The sequence below is a fragment of the Mesorhizobium sp. M6A.T.Cr.TU.014.01.1.1 genome (assembly GCF_004022765.1).
Lineage (GTDB): Bacteria > Pseudomonadota > Alphaproteobacteria > Rhizobiales > Rhizobiaceae > Mesorhizobium > Mesorhizobium mediterraneum.
Genome location: NZ_RZPG01000043.1, coordinates 14,217 through 33,442, shown reverse-complemented (window position 1 = coordinate 33,442; position 19,226 = coordinate 14,217). Strand labels below are relative to the sequence as shown.

The window sequence follows — 19,226 nt, the reverse complement described above, 5'->3', positions numbered from 1 at the left end:
TCAGAAACGCACCATCGAGGACACTTGGCGACACATCGGCCATCTCGTCGCAACGATCGAACCCGGCGAATGCAAGAACTACTTCGCAAACGCCGGGTACGCTTCCGTCAAAACGTGAAAGACTCTAGAGCGCTTTGGTGGAACCAAAACCGCGCTCCAGGTCTTGTTTGACGCATTTTGTCGGACGCCAAACGAAGACGTTTGGCTGCAAATGCTCTAAAGCGCGTCGCGTTGAAACGGATTCAATCGACGCGCTTTAAGCCTTTGTTTTTATGCATGTCGTTATCCCAAAACCGCTGCGCACTTTTGGGCGACATGCACTAACAGCGGCAGTATCCCGGAAGTCGAAGTCAGGCCGGCGGGATGAACGGCTGGCTCACCGTCCTGAAGACCGGCAGCAATTCCAGCCGCGCGGCATGGGCGGCGAGCGCCGGAAACGCGGTGAGCGAAGCCAGGCCGGGATGTGCCTCGCCAAGGAAGCGAAGCGCGGCGGCAACCGCGATGTCGGCATGGCCGATCCGATCGCCGAACCAGTAGGTTTTAGGCTTTGTGCTGCGATCGGCTTCCAGTACAGCCATCACGCCTTCTATCTGCTTGCGGCAGCGCTCGACCCAGAGGCCGGAGACTGGCTCGTGCATTAGCCTCTCGTAGAACAGGCTGACCGCCTTGTCGCCCAGCCCGGTTGCCAAAGCGGCGATCTTCAGCGCTTGGCGGCGCGCCGGCTCGTCGGTCGGAAACATCCTTCGATCGGCCGCTACAAGGCTGTCCAGATGGTCCAGCATGGCGTGGCTCTCGATCAGCACCTCGCCATTGTCCAGCACCAGGGTTGGCACGCGCGTCAGCGGATTGTAGGGCCTGATCTTGTCCGCATCGCTGAAAGTCGACCAGGGACGATGTTCAACGGCAGCTTGTACAGGGTCAGCGCTATGCCGACGCGACGGACGAAGGGCGAGTCATATTGGCCGATGAGGATCATGACTCAAGCTTATACGCAGACAACCGCCTCAACGCATACTGCCCAGTCAGAGCACAACGGCCAATCAACAGCAGCTCATGGTTTTTACCGCTGCCAATAATCGCGCTTCGCCGCTACGATGAGGCATGGCGCTTTTCGAGCTGACCCTTGTTCTCCTGCTGATCGCCGTCGCGCTGACAGCGTTGTCGCGGCGTCTCCAGGTCCCCTATCCCTCCTTGCTGGCGTTGGCAGGCGTAGGCATCGCCTTCCTGCCGTTTGCGCCGACCATCGAGATCGATCCCGAACTGGCGCTCGCCTTGTTCATCGCGCCGGTGCTCCTCGACGCTGCCTACGACACGTCGCTGCGCGATCTCAATCGCTACAGACTGCCGCTTGTCTTGCTGGCGCTTGGCGCCGTTGTTTTCACGACTGCGGCCGTGGCGCTCGCCGGATGGGCAATGGCAGGCCTGCCGATCGCTGCGGCCATTGCCCTCGGCGCGATCGTGGCGCCGCCCGATGCCGTCGCGGCGTCGGCGGTGCTTGGACAGTTCAAGGTGCCGCACCGCGTCACCGCGATCCTGCAAGGCGAAAGCCTGCTCAACGACGCCACGGCACTTCTGATCTACCGCATGGCGGTTTCCGCAGCTGCCGGCTCTATCCTGCTGAGCAGCGCGGTTCCGATGGTCTTGCTGTCGACGGTCGGCAGCCTAGCCGCTGGTTATGTGCTCGGCCGATTGTTTCTCGGCACCCTCAGTCGCATCAGCGATCCGGCAAGTGGCACGGTGGTGCAATTTGCCGGAACATTCGGCGTCTGGATCCTGGCCGATAGGGTCGGGCTCTCCGCTATCATTACGATCGTCGTCTATGCCATGACCATCGCGCGCACCGCGCCGCGCCGCATGCCGGCCAGGAATCGCGTCAGCTCCTACTCGGTCTGGGAGACGGCGGTCTTCGTGCTCAACGTGCTGGCCTTCGTCCTGATGGGACTTCAGGCGCGATCGATCGTCGGCCGGCTTGCCGAGCAGGGGCAGGTCGAAGCGTTCGTCTTCGCCGCAGCCGTGGTGGCAGTCGTCATCGTCTCGCGTCTCGTCTGGGTGCTGGGATGCGGCGCGATCATGAGGTGGCTTGCCAGCTTCGGTGACGCGGATCAGCAGGCCGAAGCCCCGTCGTTTCGCGGCGGCGTGCTGATCGGCTGGTGCGGCATGCGTGGTCTGGTCACCCTTGCGGCAGCGTTTGCCTTGCCGGCCGACTTTCCCGGCCGCGACCCGATCGTGCTCGCCGCCTTCTCGGTCGTCCTCGGCACATTGGTGCTGCAAGGCATGAGCCTGAAGCCGCTGCTGCGCTTGCTTCGTCTCGATCCGGACGAAACTGTCGACCGCGAGGTCGCGCAGGCACGCGTCGCCATCATGCAGGCCGCACTGGACGTGTTGAGCGGCAAGACATCGAATGCGGCGGCCGCGGTCCGCGAGCAATTTACGGCGCAGCGCGTGATCGCCGAAAATCCTGACGATGCCCAGGCTGCAACCGAGTACGACAGGTTGCGCCTCTATGCCATCAAGAGCCAGCGTGACGCGTTGGAACAGCTGCGTATCGATGGGACGATCGGCGACGAAGCCTATCATCGCCTGGAGGAGGAAATCGACTGGTCGGAACTGGCCGCTTCTCCGCCAGGACGTTTCCAGCCGCTGACGACTTAGCCGCGCGCTATCTGGCCCAAGCTCTCTCCATCCGGCTGCACATTGCAACCAATCCGCCAAACCGCTACTGCCATCACGAAATTGAGCCGGTTAAGCAATGAAGCTGGTCAGCTACAACATCCAGTACGGTTTCGGCAGCGACGGCCGCTACGATCTCGCGCGCTGCGCCAAGGTTGTCGCTGGCGCCGACATCATCGCCTTGCAGGAAGTGGAACGGCACTGGCTGCGCAGCAACGAGGACGACCAGCCGGAAATCCTTTCTCGGCTGCTGCCGGAATACCATTGGGTTTATGGGCCGGCCTTCGACATGGACGCCAGCGAACGGCGTGACGGCCGCATCGTCAACCGGCGGCGGCAATTCGGCACCATGGTGCTGTCCAAGCTGCCGATCGTCTGGTCGCGCCTGCATACGCTGCCGCTGCGCCGCACGATGCGTCCGCTCAACACCCGCAACGCGGCGCTCGAATGCCTGCTCCGCACCCCTGCCGGTCCAGTGCGGGTACTGTCGCTGCATCTCGCGCATATCGCCGCCGAAGAGCGGCTGGAGCAGATCGACTATCTGCTCGCCGAGCATCGCCGGGCGCCGTCCGACGGCGGCCCGTGGAGTGGCGCCGACGACGAACCCGTGCGCAACTGGGGCAATGGCGAGCCGCAGCCGGAAAACCCGCTAGCCGCGATCTGGATGGGCGATTTCAACATGGAGCCGGGCAGCGCCGAGTACCGGCGCATCGTCGGCAGCACGCCGTATCATCGCGGTGCCGCCTATCTCGACGGTTTTGTCGATGCCGCCGCTGTCGCCAGTGAACCGACGTCGGATTTCCACACCCATGTGAAGACCATCGATGGCAGGCTGACAAAGCGACGGCTCGACCATTGTTTCGTCGGCGGCATGTTTGCCGGCCGCGTGCGCTCGGTCAGCGCCGATATCGGCGAAATCGCCTCCGACCACTTTCCGCTGCGGGTCGACATCGACCTGGAAACGCCGTTCGCGACAGGGACCGGAGGCGCATGAGCCACCGATGACCTTGTTCGTCTTCTTCGCGGTGCTTGCCGCCGCCGCCATGCACGCGATCTGGAACGCGCTGGTCAAGGTCCATCTCGATCGTTTCCTGTCGATCACGCTGATGACGCTCGGCATGGGCGCCGTGGCGCTTCTGGCGCTGCCTTTCGTCGAGGTGCCGAAATCGGAAGTGTGGCCGTACATCATCGCCTCGGTGATCTTCCACATGGGCTACAGGACGTTCCTGATTGGTGCCTACAAGGCCGGCGATTTCGCCCAGACCTATCCGCTGGCGCGTGGCACGGCGCCGCTGCTGGCCGCACTTGGCGGCATGGTGGTCGTCGCCGAGGTGCCGGCGCCGCTCGCCATTCTTGGGATCCTTCTTTTGTCGGCGGGCACGCTGGTGCTGTCGTTTCGCGGTGGCGCGCATCTAGAGAGATTGAACCTGCGCGCGGTCGGCTTTGCGCTGGGTACCTCGATCTTCATCGCCAGCTATACGCTGTCCGACGGCAGCGGCGCGCGGCTCGCCGCCACCGCCTCGAGCTATGCGGCATGGCTGTTCGTCTGCGATGCGCTCTGGGCGCTGGTGCTGTGCCTGATCTTTCGCGGGCCAAAGGCGCTGCCGGTGCTGGCGCGCGACTGGAAGGCGGGCGTGTACACCGGTGTGCTCAGCGGCGCCGCCTACTGGATCGTGATGTGGGCGATGACCAAGGCGCCGATCGCCTCGGTCGCGGCGTTGCGCGAAACGTCGATCCTGTTCGCCATGATGATCTCGGTGTTCGCGCTCGGCGAGAAGATGACGGGCTGGCGGGGAGCCGCCGTGCTCAGCATTGTTGCCGGCGTCGTCGCGCTGAGGCTCGGGTAGCTAAGCGCTTATTTCCAGGTCGAACACCATCAGCCCGTCGGTTCCGCCTTCGAGTGCAGCAACCAGCCGGGCGCCGGCCCGCTGATGCGCTTCATGCACTAGATAGGCATCGCGCGCGGCGGCATCGCGAAAATCGATGGTGAAGCCGTGCGTGAAGCCGCGTGCGAACGGTTCTGGGCTGACATTGGCGCTGAATTCGACCTTGCTCATGCCTTCGATCACCCGCCGCAGCGCTTCGAGATCGGCATGGATTGCCGCGCGCTCGGTGGCGTCGGCGTTGTTGCGGAATCGAGCGAAAACACAGTGTCTGATCATTCCTGGGATCTCATGCCGCTTGGTTGGTCGAAAACACGGCCGGCGGCAGCGGCTCGCGGCCAAGGATCAGATCGGCGCCTTTTTCGCCGACCATGATGGTCGGGGCATTGGTGTTGGAGGAGGGGATGCGCGGCATCACCGAGGCATCGCAGACACGCAAGCCCTCAATGCCGCGCAGCTTGAGATCGGGCGTCACCACGCTCATCGCGTCGTGGCCCATGCGGCAGGTCCCCACGGGGTGGTGGTCGGTCTTGGAACTGCGGCAGGCATAGTCGAACAGCTCGTCGTCGCTGGTGAGCGTCGGTCCCGGCAGCACCTCGCGCAGCACGTAGGAAGCAAGCGCCTTCTGCCGCATGATCTCGCGCGCCAGCCTGAGTCCCTTGATTGACATGTCGCGGTCGTAAGGGTCGGACCAGTAATTCGGATCGATCAGCGGGTGGTCAGCCGGGTCGGCGCTGTTCAGTCGTACCGTGCCGCGCGAATGTGGGCGCAGGAAAGCCGAATTCAGCGTCACCCCTGGATTCCTGAGTTTCTCGACGCCGGCCTCGATGCCGGAGCCGAGGCCGAGATGGAGCTGGATGTCGGGCGAGGCGGCGGTCGGGTCGGCGTACCAGAAGCCACCGGTCTCGAACAGGCTGGAGGCAACCGGGCCCTTTTTGAGCAGCAGATATTGCAGGCCGGCCCACACCGTTCGGTGCAGCTTGGCGTAGTTATCATAGGTGTGGTCGCCGGTGCATTCGGCAATGACGAACAGGTCGAGATGGTCCTGCAGGTTGGAGCCGACGCCGGGCAGGTCATGCACCGGCGTCACGCCGACCGACTTCAGATGGTCTGCCGGGCCGATGCCCGACTGCATCAAAAGCTTCGGCGAGCCGATGGCGCCGGACGAGACGATCACTTCGCGCTCGGCATGCAGAATCTTCGGCTGGCCGCCCGGCCTGTCGACGATCTCGACGCCGACGGCGCGGCCTTTGTCGATGACGATGCGCGTCACCAGCACATCGGTCCTGACGGTCAGATTCTTGCGTTCGCGGATCGGCCGGAGATAGGCGACCGAGGCAGAGGAGCGTCTCGCGTTTTTCTGCGTCAATTGGTAATAGCCGACGCCCTCCTGGGTTATCCCGTTGAAGTCCGGATTGAAGGGAATGCCCATCTCCTGTCCGGCGCGGAAATAAGCCTCGCAGATCGGCAGCGGCGCAATCGGATTGGACACGCCGAGCGGGCCTTGGTCGCCGTGAAAATCGTTGGCGTAGCGCTGGTTGTTCTCGGCTCGCTTGAAATAGGGCAGCACGTCGCGATAGCCCCAGCCGGCAAGGCCCTCTTCCTTTTCCCAGGCATCGTAATCGCGGGCGTTGCCGCGCGTGTAGATCTGGGCGTTGATGGAGGAGCCGCCGCCGATCACCTTGGCCTGCGTGTAACGGAAGACGCGGTCCTTCATGTGCTTCTGCGGCACGGTCGACCAGCCCCAGGCGGCGATGCCCTTGGTCATCTTGGCGAAGCCAGCCGGCATGTGGATCAGCGGATGCCAGTCGTTGCCGCCGGCCTCGAGCAGCAGCACTGAATTCGATGGCTCTTCGCTCAGCCGGTTGGCGAGGACGCAGCCAGCCGGGCCGGCGCCGACGATGATATAGTCGGTCATGGCGTCACCTGCTCACAGCCTCGGCACCGACAGCGCGCCGTCGACATTGACGATCGAGCCGGTCGAAAAGCCAAGCTTGCCGCTGGCGAGTGCCGCCACCGCGGCGCCGACATCGGCGGCTTCGCCCCAGCGCTTTGCCGGTACCAGCCCGCGGTCGATCAGCGCGTCGTATTTGGCGGTTACCCCGGCGGTCATGTCGGTGCGGATGATGCCCGGCCGCACCTCGAACACGCCGACATTTTCGGCGGCGAGCCGCAGTGCCAGGGTCTTCACCCACATCGAAAGCCCAGCTTTGGAGATGCAGTAGTCGCCGCGCTCGGGCGAGGCCATTTCGGCGCTGACCGAGGTGATGGTGATGATCGATTTTGGGTGATCACCCGGCGCTGCAAGCATCACCTTGGCAACGGCTTGGCTGAGGAAGACGGTGCCGCGCAGATTAATGCTGAGGATCCGGTCGAAATTCTCCGGTTTCAATTCCAGCAGGTCGCCGCGTTCGACCGCGCCGATGCCGGCATTGTTGACGAGGCAGTCGATGCGGCCGAAGGCATTCAATGCGGCATCGACCAGCGCTGCATGGCTGTCGAGATCGGCGATGTCGCCGCCATAGTAGGCGAACGCCGCGCCGCGGGCGGCGATGTCAGCGGCAAGCCCGTCGGTCGCGTTGTCGGCGAGGTCCACGACAAGGATGTCGAAGCCCGCATCGGCCAGCGCCTCGGCGCAGGCAAGGCCGATGCCGCGTGCGCCGCCGGTGACGATCGCTCCCGGGCGACTCATGCGACAAGCTCCGTCTTGCGGATATGGTGGGCGACGCGCAATGCCTGTGCAGCGATCGACAGCGCCGGATTGACCGCGGCCGAGTTCGGCAGGAAGCTGCCGTCGACGACAAACAGGTTGTGGTGATCGAATGAGCGGCAGAAGGGGTCGAGCGGCGAGGTCGCCGGATCGTCGCCCATCTTAACCGTGCCGCACTGGTGCGACGGCGTTCGCTTGTCGAAAGGCCGCGACAGGACGATTGGATAGCCGCAGGCGCGGAAGTTTTCACGCATCACCTTGGTCAGCCCGTCGAGCGACTGCATGTTGGAGCGCCGCCACTGCATGACGATGTCCTTGCCATCGACCATGATGCGACTTTCGGGATCGGGCAGGTCCTCGCACATCAGATACCAGTCGACGGCGTGGCCGGCCATGAAGTCCAGCGCGAATTTGGGTGCAAGCTTGACGTTGGCCCTCAAGATATTGCCGTCGATCTTGCCGAGAAGCTGGACGTTGCCGAGCGGCTTGCCGCCCTTGCCGTCGGACAGATAGTAGTCGTTGAGCATCAGCGTCTTCTGGTAGACGGATGTGTTCCTGCGGCGCGGATCGATCGCCAGCATGGCGCTCGAATTGTGGTTCATGAAATTGCGGCCGACCTGGTCGGAACGGTTGGCGAGGCCCTTGCCGCCTCCCTTGCCATTGTTGGGAGAGGGCGAGCGCAGCAGGATGACCGCTGAATTGACGGCGCCGGCCGAGAGGATGACCAGTTTCGGCGTCACTTTCTTCAGCGTGCCATTCTGGCGATAGTGAACGGCGGCGATCGTCCTGGCATCCGATGACGCTTCGAGATATTCGACGTGAGCACTGGTCTCTAGCCTGATGTTCCGGTCGGCCAGTGCTGCCGCCAGCGGCCCTGTTTGGGCGTCGACCTTGCCGGTCCCGGTGTTGGGAAAGGCATCCCAGCCTGTCTTGCCGTCCTTCAGCCAGGCATCGATGTCGACGCCGAGCGGCAGCGATGCGGGGTGCAGGCCGAGACCCTTGAGCTCGGCGCGGGCGCGGGCGATGGGCGGCTCGTCCGGCACCGGCCCGAAGGCATAGGGGATCGAGTGGAACGGTTCGGTCGGGTCTTCGCCGAGTGCGCCGCGCACGCGAAAAAGCTGCTCGGCCCTGGAGTACCATGGCTCGAACGCCTCGTAGGAGAACGGCCAGGCCGGCGAGACGCCGCCATAGTGCTCCATGGCGGAAAAGTCTTGCCTGCGGTAGCGGATCAGCACCGCGCCATAGAATTTCGAATTGCCGCCCACATAGTAGTAGTTGCCGGGGTTGAACGCAGCACCCCCGACCTCGCGCCACATCTCCTTCGGCCGGTAATGGCCGTCGACGAAGATAGCGCGTGTGTCGCGCGTGTGCGTCGTCGTCGGCAGCTTCTCGCCGCGCTCCAGCATCAGGATCGAGGCGCCACTGCCGGCAAGGCCGGAGGCGATCGTGGCGCCGCCGATGCCGGAGCCGATGATGACGATGTCCGGGTTTGTCATGGCTGTCAGAGGATACGGTTCTCGGTCGCCGGATCGAAGAACACCGCCTTGGTCAGGTTGAAGGCGAGCGGCGTGCTGGTGCCCGGCTGGATGTTGGCGTCGGCGCGCAGCCGCGCCACCACCGCCTTGCCGCCCAGATTGGTGACCGCGAAAGTGTCGGAGCCGGCCGGTTCCACGACTTCGATGTGACAGTCGGCGGTGGCGATGTTCGATGCGTTGCGTTCGGCCCCTTCCGGATCGGTCAGGGCTTCGGGGCGGACGCCGAAGATGATCGGCTTGTCGTGGAATGCCGACAGGCCCGACGGCGCATCGGCCAGCGGCAGCGAGATCGGCTCGCGCGCCTCGCGCTGCAGCACCACGGAAAGCGCATTGCCATTGCCGCCGATCGTCGCCGGGATCAGGTTCATCGCCGGTGAACCCATGAAGTCGGCAACGAACAGATTGGTCGGGTTGTTGTAGATTTCGGCTGGCGTGCCGAACTGCTGCACCTCGCCGTCGCGCATCACCGCGATCTTGGTGGCCAGCGTCATCGCCTCGATCTGATCGTGGGTAACGTAGACTATCGTTGTGCCGGTGGTCGCGTGCAGGCGCTTGATCTCGATACGCATGTCGACACGCAGCTTGGCGTCGAGATTGGAAAGCGGCTCGTCGAAGAGAAAGAGCTTGGGGTCGCGCACCAGCGCGCGGCCCATCGCGACGCGCTGGCGCTGGCCACCGGAAAGCTGGCTCGGCTTGCGCTGCAGGAGGTGGCCGATCTGCAGCACCTTCGCCACCGTGTCGATCGCCTTCTGGCGCTCCTGAGCCGGCACGCCGCGCATCTCCATGCCGAAGGCGATGTTTCCGGCGACCGTCATGTTCGGATAGAGCGCGTAGCTCTGGAACACCATGGCGATATCGCGCTTCGAGGGATGAAGATTGTTGATCGTCCGGCCGTCGACGCGAATTTCGCCTTCGGTGATGGTTTCCAGGCCGGCGATGGTGTTGAGCAAGGTCGACTTGCCGCAGCCGGACGGGCCGACCAGCACGAGGAAGCCGCCCTTTTCGAGATCGACGTCGATGCCCTTCAGGATTTCGACCGATCCGAACCGCTTCCTCAGCCCATTGATTTCGAGAAAAGCCATTCGATTATCCTTTGACGGCGCCGGCCATCAGGCCGCGCACAAAATAGCGGCCAGCGACCACGTAGACGAGAAGGGTCGGCAGTGCGGCGATCATCGCCGCCGCCATGTTGACGTTGTATTCGACGACGCCGGTCGAGGTGTTGACGACGTTGTTCAGCGCCACGGTCATCGGCATCGCGTCACCGGTGCCGGCATAGGCGGAGGCGAACAGGAAGTCGTTCCAGATGTTGGTGAACTGGTAGATGACGGTGACGACGAAGATCGGCATCGAATTCGGCAGCATGATGCGCCGGAAAATCTGGAAGAAGCTGGCCCCGTCGACCTGCGCCGCCTTGACCAGTTCGGTCGGGAACGCCTCGTAATAGTTGCGGAAGAACAAAGTGGTGAAGCCAAGCCCGTAGACGACGTGGACAAAGACCAGGTTGACCGTCGGGTTGCCCAAGCCGAATGACAGCCCCGTTGCGTTCCGCAACGTCACGCCGAAACGGCCGAGGCTGCCGAGGATCGTCGCCATCGGCAACAGCACCGACTGGAACGGAATGAAGCAGGCAAACAGCATCAGCCCGAACACCAGCGTGTGGCCGCGGAAGCGCCATTTGGTCAGGACATAGCCGTTGAGCGCGCCGAGCAGCGTCGAGATCAGCACCGCCGGAACCACCATCTTGATGGAATTCCAGAAATAGCCCTTGATGCCGGCGCAGGTGAGGCCGACGCAGGTCTCGCCCCAGGCCTTCAGCCATGGCTCGAAGGTCGGCGCCTGCGGCAGCGCCAGCATGTTGCCGTTCTGGATCTCGTCCATGGTCTTGAACGAGGTCACCAGCATGACGAATAGCGGCATCAGGTAGAACAGCGCGAACAGCGCCAGCAGGCCGTAGATGACAACGCGGTTGACGGTCCTGGCGCTGATGCCGCCAGTGCTCTGGCGAGCGGGAGTGGCAATGACGCTCATCGCGGCTTCTCCCTGAGCTCGGAGTAGAGATAGGGCACGATGATCGCGGTGATGGTCATCAGCATGATCACAGCACTGGCTGAGCCGACAGCCATTTCGTTGCGCTTGAAGGTGTACTCATACATGAAGTTCGACGGCAGCCAGGCCGAGCCGCCCGGTCCGCCACTGGTCAGCGCGACGACCAAATCGTAGGACTTGATGGCGAGGTGGGCGAGCACGATGAAGGCCGACAGGAACACCGGCCGCAGCAGCGGGATGACGATCCGGCGATAGAGCTGGAACGTGGTGGCGCCGTCGATCTGCGCCGCCTTCATGATCTCGCCGTCGATGCCACGCAGGCCGGCGAGGAACATCGCCATGATGAACCCCGAGGCCTGCCAGACGCCGGCGATCACCACGGTGTAGATGACGAAATCCTTGTTCTTGATCCAGTCGAAATGGAAGCTCTTCCAGCCCCATTGGTGCAGCGTCTGCTCGAGGCCGAGGCCGGGATCGAGGAACCATTTCCAGGCGACGCCGGTGACGATGAAGGATAGCGCCATCGGGTAGAGATAGATCGGCCGCAACACGCCTTCGCCGCGGATCTTCTGGTCGAGCAGGATGGCCAGGAAAAGGCCGAGCGCCAGGCAGATGAAGATGTAGAGAAAACCGAAAATGCCCATGTTGGTGATCGACGTGTACCAGCTCGATGGCGGGTCGCTCTCGAAGGTCCAGCGCCACAGCCGCTGATAGGCGCGTGACCCAGTAATGGCATAGGACGGGAACGTCTTGGAGTTGGTGAAAGACAGATAGACCGTCCACAGGATGAAGCCGTAGACGAAGACGATGGTGATCGCAAAGCTTGGCGCCAGCACGATCTTCGGCAAGGCGTCCTGCAGGCGCGAGCGCACCGAGGCGCCCGGGCGCGCGTTATGCTCCGGCGTCAGCTTGATCTGGGTCGCGACCGTAGTCATGGGCTCCTCCCTTTCGGGTCGGGCGTGTTGGTTGATCGCCGGCGCCAGGTGATAGGCATTTCCGACGCGAGGCCGACCATCCTGCCTTGGTGGAACCTTCCCCACCGGAGCAGGGAAGGTCTCTCCATGCCTGGTTTTACTTGGCGTCTTCGATCGCGTTGACCAGCTGGGTCACGGCCTCGTCCGAGGTCTTGATCTGGCCGTGGACGAATTTCGAGACGACGTCCTTATAGGCATTGGCGACCGCCGGAGGCGCGCCATAGCCTTGCGCGAGCGAACCAAACAGCGTGCCGCCCTCATTGGCGGCCTTCAGGTCGGCCATGCCCTTCTTGCCGCAAGCGTCGAAGTCGGTGTCAGGCACGTCGGTGCGCGCTGGGACCGAGCCCTTGACGACGTTGAAGGCCGACTGGAAGCTCTTCGACAAAGTGGCGGTGGCCAAGGCGGCCTGGGCGGCCTTGCGGTCGTCCGGAACGTCGAACATGCCGAACATGTCGGAGTTGTAGACCACGCTGCCGTCGGTGCCCGGGAAGCGATAGCACAGGAAGTCGGTGCCAGGGACCTTCTTGGCGGCGTTAAATTCGCCCTTGGCCCAGTCGCCCATGACCTGCACCAGCGCATCTCCCTTGATGACCATGGCGGTAGCGAGGTTCCAGTCGCGGCCCGAGAAGTTCGGGTCGACATAGGTGACGAGCTTGGCGAGGTTGTCGAACGACTTCTTCATCGTGTCGGACTTCAGCTGCTCCTCGTCGAGGTCGTTGAAGGCTTTCTTGTAGAATTCAGGTCCGCCGGTCGACAGCACGACCGAATCGAACATGGTGGCTTCCTGCCAGTTCTGGCCGCCGAGCGCGAGCGGGATGACGCCCGCCGCCTTGGCCTTGTCGAGCAGCGCGATGAAGTCGTCGAAGGTCTTGGGCTCGGTGCCGCCGATCTTGTCCATCACCGCCTTGTTGATCCACAGCCAGTTGACCGAATGGACGTTGACCGGAGCTGCGACCCACTTGCCGTCATAGACCGAGAATTTCTGCAGGGCGGCCGGAACGGACTTGTCCCAGCCTTCCTTTACCGCCGTCTCGGTCAGGTCGCCCATCACGCCGGCTGCGGCATAATCGAGCACGGTATAGCCGAGCATCTGCGAGGCGGTCGGGTAATTGCCGGCAGCGACCATCGCCTTCAGCGCGGTCATGGCGGCGTCGCCGCCGCCGCCGGCCACGGGCACGTCCTTCCAGGCAAAGCCTTGCTTGGACAGATCCTCCTTGAGCACGTTCAAAGCAGCCGCTTCGCCGCCCGACGTCCACCAATGCAGCATCTCAACTTCCTTGACGTCCTGGGCGTGGGCCGCGAACGCAAGGCCCGACCCGAGAGCCGTTCCGATAAGCAGTTTGCGCAACATGTACTTCCTCCCTTGTTACATCTACACGACCGGCGGTTGCCCGCCGGGTTCTTCCCAACTCAGCCGACCCACCATCCGGTGCGCTGGCCACGATGAAACTGGATTGTCTTTTCCTCGGTATAATCCTCGACGGCGCGCTTGCCGAGTTCGCGTCCGAGACCGGACTGCTTGTAGCCTCCGAAAGGCAGCTCGGGATAACCTTCCATGAACGTGTTCACCCAAACGGTTCCCGAACGCACATTCCGCGCCACCGACATGCAGGTGTCGATGCTGGCGCTCCACACGCCCGCCGATAAACCATAGGGCGTGTTGTTGGCGATGCGCAACGCCTTTTCAATCGATTCAAAGGTCAGCACTGAGAGCACCGGGCCGAACACTTCCTCGCGTGCAATGGCCATGTCTTCGGTTACGCCGCGAAGAATGGTCGGGTCGAGATATTGACCGGCACTGGAGGCGATCTGCTTGCCGCCGCTATAGACGCTGCTGCCGTCGTTTGCCGCCGCCGTCACGTATCCGGTGACCTTGGCCAGGTGCTCGGAAGAGATCATCGCGCCGACCTTGGTGCCGTCATCGAGTGGATCGCCGACGGTGACCCGGGCGGTGAGCGCCTTCACTGCGCCAAGGAAGTCGTCGGCGATCGCCTCGTGGACGATCAGCCGGCTGCCGGCGTTGCAGCATTCGCCGGCGTTGAAAAAGCCGCCGAACACCGCTGCGTCGGCGGCGGCTTCGAGGTCGGCGTCGGGAAAGACGATCTGGCCGTTCTTGCCGCCGAGCTCCATCGAAACCTTCTTCAGCGTGCTCGCAGCCGATCCCATGGTCATCTTGCCGACCCGAGTGGAGCCGGTGAACGACACCATCTCGACCAGCGGATGGCTGACCATCGCCGCGCCGACATCGGCGCCCAGGCCAGCGAGGATGTTGACGACGCCATGCGGCAAGCCGGCCTGCATCAGGATGTCGCCGAGCACGAAGGTCGAGGCCGAGGTCATCTCGCTCGGCTTGACCACCGCCGTGCAGCCGGCGGCGAGCGCAAACGGCAGTTTCTGGCTGACGATGAGGAACGGAAAATTCCATGGCGTGATGATCGAGACGACGCCGATCGGTTCGCGCAGCACGACGCCCAGCATGGCGTCGCCGAGATTGGCGTAGGTTTCGCCATGCAGCGTGCGGGCAAGGGATGCCGCATAACGCCAGATATCGACGGCGCCGCCGATCTCGCCGCGCGCCTGGGCGATCGGCTTGCCGGATTCCAGCGCGTCGAGCCGGGCGATCTCCTCAAGCCGCGCCTCGATCAGGTCTGCCGCCTTGAGCAGGATCGCGGCGCGCTCGCCGGCCTTCATGCGCGGCCAGGGGCCGGCCTCGAACGCCTTGTGCGCGGCGGTCACCGCCGCCTCGACTTCCGCCGCGCCGGCTTGCGCATAGCGTGAAACCGTGAAGCCATGGCCGGGGCTCTCGCGCTCCAGCGTACGGCCGTCGCGGGCATCGACAAACTTGCCATCGATCAGCAGCCGATAGGTCTTCGGTGCTGCGGATGCCTCGGCGGGCATGGCGATGTCGAGAGGCAAGTTCATGTGAGGTTCCGCATGTATTCTAGGATCTTGAAAACGCTGGTTTCTGCTTGGCCTTGAAAGCGTCGACACCGGCCTTGAGATCGCCGGTTAGAGCGATGAAGCCGCTGGCCAGCGCCTCTGTGGCGGCAGCACTTTCCTCGCCCTCGGCGACCGCGATCATCAGTTTGGCGGCTTCGGTTGCCAACGGGCCGCGCTCGGCGATCTTGCCGGCCCAGGCCTTGGCCTCAGTGAATGCCTTGCCCGTGTCGACCAGCCGATCGATGATGCCTAGAGCGAGTGCTTCGGCCGCCACGAACAGCTCGCCGCCGATTGCCATGCGCCGCACCGTTTGCGCGCCGAAGCGGCGCACCGCGCGCTGCGTGCCGGACCAGCCGGGCACCACGCCGATCGAGGTTTCCGGGAAGCCCAATTTCACCTGCGCCTCGGCGACGCGGAAGTCACAGGCGACCGCCAGTTCCAGCCCGCCGCCCAGCGCATGGCCTGACAGCACGGCGATAGTCGGCTGCCGCAACCGCGCCAGCCGGTCGAAGACGCGATGGCCGTAGCGCACCCATTGCACCTGGAAATCGGTGGCACTCATTTGCGACCAGGCTTCGAAATCTCCACCCGAGCAAAAACCCTTGCCTTCGCCACACAGCAGCACGACGCGGACGCCGTCCGCAGCTTCCGCTGTGTCGAGCGCGGCTTCCAACGCGCGCAGCATCGGGATGTCGAGCGCGTTGAACTTCTCCGGCCGGCGCAGTGTGACGATGCCGAGGGTGCCATCGGTGTCAAAGGAGACGAGACGTTCAGCCATGTGCGCCTCCGAGCGATGCCCCGCCATTGAGCGACAGGCCGATCGGCCGCTCCCGGTAGAGTGCGTCCGGTGTCACTTTCAGATCGTTGGCGATACCGAGCGGAATCTCGGCCTGCGCCAGTATATCGCGCTGAAGGTCGATGCCCGGTGCCAACTCCGTCACCATCAGCCCATCCGGCGTCAGCTTCATAACGCAGCGCTCGGTGACATAGGTGATGTCCTGTCCTTGCGCGACCGCGCGCTTGCCCGAAAACGAGATGTGCTCGACCTCGCCGACCACCTTCTTCACCTTGCCTTCGTGATCGATGCGGATGCCGCCATCGGCCAGCGACAGCTTGGCGCCGGCATTGAAGAACCCGGAAAAGACGATCTTCTTCGCCCGCGCGGTGATGTCGACAAAGCCGCCGGCGCCGGCGGTGACATGCGGCCGCGCCGAAAGCTTCGACACGTTGACCGAGCCGTGGCGGTCGATCTGCAGGAAGGACAGCAGCGAGGCATCAAAGCCGCCGCCCTGGAAGTAGATGAACTGGTGTGGCGAAGGCATGAATGCGTCGGCATTCGAGGAGCAGCCGAACTTGAAGTCGAGCAGCGGCACGCCACCGACCGCGCCCTGTTCGATCACCCAGGTGACCTTGCCGTGCTGGCCTTCCTCGATAAGGATGCGCGGCACGTTGGCCGAGATGCCGAAGCCGATGTTGACGGCCATGCCGTCGGCAAGCTCCATGGCGACGCGCCGCGCGATGACCTTCTGGACACTCATCTCGGCGTTGCGGAACGTCGACAGCGGCCGGAAGATCTCGCCCGAGATCGCCGGGTCGTAGGGTGTCAGCGTCGTCTGCAACTGGTCGGGCGCCACCACGATGTGGTCGACCAGCACACCGGGCACGCGCACGTCATGCGGCTTCAGCGTGCCGTTCTCGACGACGCGCTTGACCTGCGCGATGACGATGCCGCCATTGTTGCGGGCGGCGAGCGCCTGTTCCAGCCCGCCGAGATAGGCGCCCTCATGCTCATAGGTGAGGTTGCCGCGCTCGTCGGCGGTCGTGGCGCGGATGATCGATACATTGGGCACGATCGAGCGGAAATAAAGCCATTCCTCACCGTCGAACTGCTGCACCGAAACGATCGGCTCGCTGGCCGCCGCATTCATGGCGCAGCCCTGATGGCGCGGGTCGGCGAACGTATCGAGGCCGACCTTGGTCAACACGCCGGGGCGCTTGGCAGCAGCTTCGCGATGCATGTCGAACAATATGCCGGAGGGCACATTGTAGGCGGCGACGGAATTGTCGCCGATCATCTTCCATATCTGCGGCGGTTCAGAGGATGACGGGCCCGAGGGATAGGAGCCGCACAGCGTGCGCTTCAACAGGCCGGGCTTGGCCAGATGGTCGATGCCCTTGATGCCGTACATGTCGCCGGCGGCGATCGGGTGCAGCGTCGTGATACCCTTCGGATGGCCTTCCGCGTCGAAGCGCTCACCGATGGCGGCGAGCACCGCATCCGGGCAGCCGAGACCGCTCGACGACGACACTGAAACGACCATGCCGTCCCTGATCAGGCTGGCGGCTTGCGCGGCGGAGACGAGCTTGCTCATCCGGCGCCCCCGAGTTTTGGATCGATCGCGACCGATTTGCCGGACTTGGCGGATTGCAGTGCCGCCTCGGCCGATGTCAGGGACCAGACGCCGTCTTCGCCGGTGGCCGACGGCTGGCCTTCGCCACCGATCGCCGCATGGAACTGGCGCAAAGACGTGACATAGAGATCTTCGCGGTCGAGGCTCAATTCCTCCTCGCCCTTTGCCGTGCGCAGCAGCACAGAGCCGATCGGCTTCTGCGTCATCACATCTTTCGCGATCAGGGAGCCTTCCCTGCCATGCACCTCGAAGCCGGTGCCGGCGAATTTGGTGGTGAAACCCTCATGCGACTGGGCGATGACGCCCGATCTGAAGCGCCAGATGCACATGGCGCCATCTTCCAGCCCGCCGCTGGCCATGCCTGCGGCCTGTGTGAACGCCGAAACCTCGAGTGGATCGTCGCCGAGCACGAAGCGCAGCGTGTCGGCATCGTGCACCGTGATGTCGAGCACTGCGCCGCCACCCGCTTCCGGCCTGGTGATACGCCAGCCCTGCAGGTTTTCCGGCAGATAGACGGAGTGGAAGACGCGCGCGGCAATCGGCTTGCCGATGCGGCCGGCGGCGATGGCTTCACGCATCGCCCGGTGCGAGCCGGCATTGCGCAGATGATGGTTGGTGCCGAGCACGATGCCGGCTGCCTTGGCTGCGGCGACCATCTTTCGCGCATCGGCGCTGGTCAGCGCGAGCGGCTTTTCGCACAACACATGTTTTCCCGCCTTGATGGCGGCTAATGCCTGTTCGAGATGCAATTCGTTGGTGGTCGAGATGTAGACGGCGTCGATGTCGGGGCCGAGCAATTCATCGAGCGTCGAGACGGCAAGCGGAATGCCGTTCTCCTTGGCATAGGAAGTGGCGCGATCCGGGCTGGAGCTCATCACCGCCGCGATTTCCCCGTCGGCCTGAGCGCGGATGGCGTTGATCACGAATTGCCTGGCGATCGTGCTTGCGCCGATCAGCCCCCATTTCACGGTCATGCCGCGTCCCCCATTCCCGCACGGCGATCAGGACCGCAACTGTCCCTGACGACGAGGTTGACGGCGCCGATATGATCCTCGGCGCGCGTGGTGCGCGACTGGATCATCTTCAGCATGACATGGGCGGCGCGCTCGCCGAGGCCTGCCGAATCCACCGCGACGCTGGTCAGCGCCGGCATGTAATGCTGGGCTTCGATCACGTCGTCGAAGCCGACGACGGCGAAATCCGCACCGGGCTCGAGCCCGCGCTTGCGCAGCGCCAGCATGACGCCGAAGGCGACCGCATCGTTGAAGCACAGTGCCGCGGTCGGCGGCTCGGCCATCGCGAGGGCCGTCTCCAGACAGGCAATGCCGCCCTTGCGGCTGGTTTCGCCTTCGACGACGAGTGTATCGCGTTTGGCGATGCCGAGCGCCTCGCAGGCCTCGCGAAAACCGCCCAGCCGCTCGTGATAGACCACCAGGTCCGATGAGCCGCCGAAGAAGACCAGCCGGCGATGCCCTTTGCCGATCAGATGGGCGGTGGCGAGCCAGGCGCCGCGATGATTGTCGGGCGCGATCACTGGGATGCGGCTTTCGGGAAGGCGGCGCATGGTGAAGACGATCGGAAGGCCCGCCATCTCGATGCGGCGGAAAGCACCTGAGGTCGTGCCGCGCGCCGGCGACACGATCAGCCCGGCGACGCCTTGTTCCATCAGCGATTTCAGCACTTCCTCCTGGCGCACCGGGTTCTCCGCGGTGTTGGCGATGAACGGCACGATGCCTGCCGACTGGAAGACCCGCTCCATGCCGACCGCCATTTCGGCGAAAAAGGGGTTGGTGAGATCGTTGATGACCATGCCGATGACGTTGGAATGAGCCTTGCGCAGATTGGCGGCGCCGCGGTTGTAGACATAGCCGACATCCTCGATCGCCTTGCGAACCTTCAGCGCGGTCTCAGGCCGGATCAGTCCGCTGCCCTGCAGCACGAGCGACACCGTCGACTTGGACACGCCCGCCTCGCGGGCAATGTCGAGTATCGTCGCCTTGGGCCTGCTGGCCATCCAGATCCGTCCTCCCGGTATTTTCTGGTCGAATTATTGG

16 protein-coding genes and 2 pseudogenes are annotated in these 19,226 nt (G+C 63.9%); 4 read left to right on the top strand and 14 right to left on the bottom strand.

Features of this window, described 5'->3' with window-relative positions; translation table 11 throughout:
- Positions 1-118: pseudogene (locus EN885_RS31510) on the top strand (IS630 family transposase); the annotation flags it as partial.
- A 232-nt stretch (positions 119-350) separates the two neighbouring features.
- Here EN885_RS31510 and EN885_RS31505 read toward each other — a convergent pair.
- A pseudogene (locus tag EN885_RS31505) lies at positions 351-976 on the bottom strand (glutathione S-transferase family protein).
- 125 nt (positions 977-1,101) lie between these two features.
- Here EN885_RS31505 and EN885_RS31500 point away from each other — a divergent pair.
- The 3 genes from EN885_RS31500 to EN885_RS31490 all read left to right on the top strand — a co-directional run bounded on the left by EN885_RS31500 (position 1,102) and on the right by EN885_RS31490 (position 4,517).
- A complete protein-coding gene (locus tag EN885_RS31500) occupies positions 1,102-2,652 on the top strand; it encodes a sodium:proton antiporter (RefSeq protein WP_128244130.1) in 1,551 nt (516 codons plus the stop codon).
- Positions 2,653-2,749: 97 nt separating this feature from the next.
- Positions 2,750-3,664, top strand: coding sequence for an endonuclease/exonuclease/phosphatase family protein (locus EN885_RS31495; protein ID WP_128244131.1), 915 nt, complete (start codon positions 2,750-2,752; stop codon positions 3,662-3,664).
- Between the two features lie 7 nt (positions 3,665-3,671).
- The gene (locus tag EN885_RS31490; RefSeq protein WP_095484044.1) at positions 3,672-4,517 is read left to right on the top strand and encodes an EamA family transporter; all 846 of its coding nucleotides are present in this window, start codon (positions 3,672-3,674) and stop codon (positions 4,515-4,517) included.
- Here EN885_RS31490 and EN885_RS31485 read toward each other — a convergent pair whose 3' ends face one another.
- From EN885_RS31485 to EN885_RS31425, 13 genes are all read right to left on the bottom strand, one after another.
- Entirely contained in the window at positions 4,518-4,832 is a 315-nt protein-coding gene (locus EN885_RS31485; RefSeq protein ID WP_128244132.1) for a Dabb family protein, read from the bottom strand. It lies immediately after the preceding gene.
- Between the two features lie 10 nt (positions 4,833-4,842).
- The gene (locus EN885_RS31480; RefSeq protein ID WP_128244133.1) at positions 4,843-6,471 is read right to left on the bottom strand and encodes a GMC family oxidoreductase N-terminal domain-containing protein; all 1,629 of its coding nucleotides are present in this window, start codon (positions 6,469-6,471) and stop codon (positions 4,843-4,845) included.
- Between the two features lie 12 nt (positions 6,472-6,483).
- Positions 6,484-7,245 carry a 3-ketoacyl-ACP reductase gene (locus EN885_RS31475; protein WP_126105108.1) on the bottom strand — a complete coding sequence of 254 codons (762 nt, stop codon included), beginning with the start codon at positions 7,243-7,245 and terminating at the stop codon, positions 6,484-6,486.
- Positions 7,242-8,759, bottom strand: coding sequence for a GMC family oxidoreductase (locus tag EN885_RS31470; protein WP_126105109.1), 1,518 nt, complete (start codon positions 8,757-8,759; stop codon positions 7,242-7,244). The genes EN885_RS31475 and EN885_RS31470 overlap by 4 nt, the downstream gene beginning before the upstream one ends.
- 5 nt (positions 8,760-8,764) lie before the next feature.
- Positions 8,765-9,880 (bottom strand): ABC transporter ATP-binding protein, encoded by a 1,116-nt coding sequence (locus EN885_RS31465; RefSeq protein ID WP_128244134.1) that lies wholly within the window; start codon positions 9,878-9,880, stop codon positions 8,765-8,767.
- Positions 9,881-9,884: 4 nt separating this feature from the next.
- On the bottom strand, positions 9,885-10,829 hold the full coding sequence (locus EN885_RS31460; protein WP_095484050.1) for a carbohydrate ABC transporter permease: 945 nt from the start codon (positions 10,827-10,829) through the stop codon (positions 9,885-9,887).
- The gene (locus EN885_RS31455) at positions 10,826-11,782 is read right to left on the bottom strand and encodes a sugar ABC transporter permease (RefSeq protein ID WP_126105111.1); all 957 of its coding nucleotides are present in this window, start codon (positions 11,780-11,782) and stop codon (positions 10,826-10,828) included. The genes EN885_RS31460 and EN885_RS31455 overlap by 4 nt, the downstream gene beginning before the upstream one ends.
- Before the next feature lie 136 nt (positions 11,783-11,918).
- Entirely contained in the window at positions 11,919-13,172 is a 1,254-nt protein-coding gene (locus EN885_RS31450) for an ABC transporter substrate-binding protein (RefSeq protein WP_126105112.1), read from the bottom strand.
- Positions 13,173-13,231: 59 nt separating this feature from the next.
- Positions 13,232-14,743: an aldehyde dehydrogenase family protein gene (locus tag EN885_RS31445; RefSeq protein ID WP_128244135.1), complete on the bottom strand. Its 1,512-nt coding sequence runs from the start codon at positions 14,741-14,743 to the stop codon at positions 13,232-13,234.
- 19 nt (positions 14,744-14,762) lie between these two features.
- On the bottom strand, positions 14,763-15,539 hold the full coding sequence (locus EN885_RS31440; protein WP_128244136.1) for an enoyl-CoA hydratase/isomerase family protein: 777 nt from the start codon (positions 15,537-15,539) through the stop codon (positions 14,763-14,765).
- Entirely contained in the window at positions 15,532-17,133 is a 1,602-nt protein-coding gene (locus EN885_RS31435; protein ID WP_128244137.1) for an acyl CoA:acetate/3-ketoacid CoA transferase, read from the bottom strand. Before EN885_RS31435 ends, EN885_RS31440 begins: the two co-directional genes overlap by 8 nt.
- Positions 17,130-18,146: a Gfo/Idh/MocA family oxidoreductase gene (locus EN885_RS31430; RefSeq protein WP_128244138.1), complete on the bottom strand. Its 1,017-nt coding sequence runs from the start codon at positions 18,144-18,146 to the stop codon at positions 17,130-17,132. The genes EN885_RS31435 and EN885_RS31430 overlap by 4 nt, the downstream gene beginning before the upstream one ends.
- A complete protein-coding gene (locus EN885_RS31425) occupies positions 18,143-19,186 on the bottom strand; it encodes a LacI family DNA-binding transcriptional regulator (RefSeq protein WP_126105115.1) in 1,044 nt (347 codons plus the stop codon). The genes EN885_RS31430 and EN885_RS31425 overlap by 4 nt, the downstream gene beginning before the upstream one ends.
- Positions 19,187-19,226 lie beyond the last annotated feature (40 nt).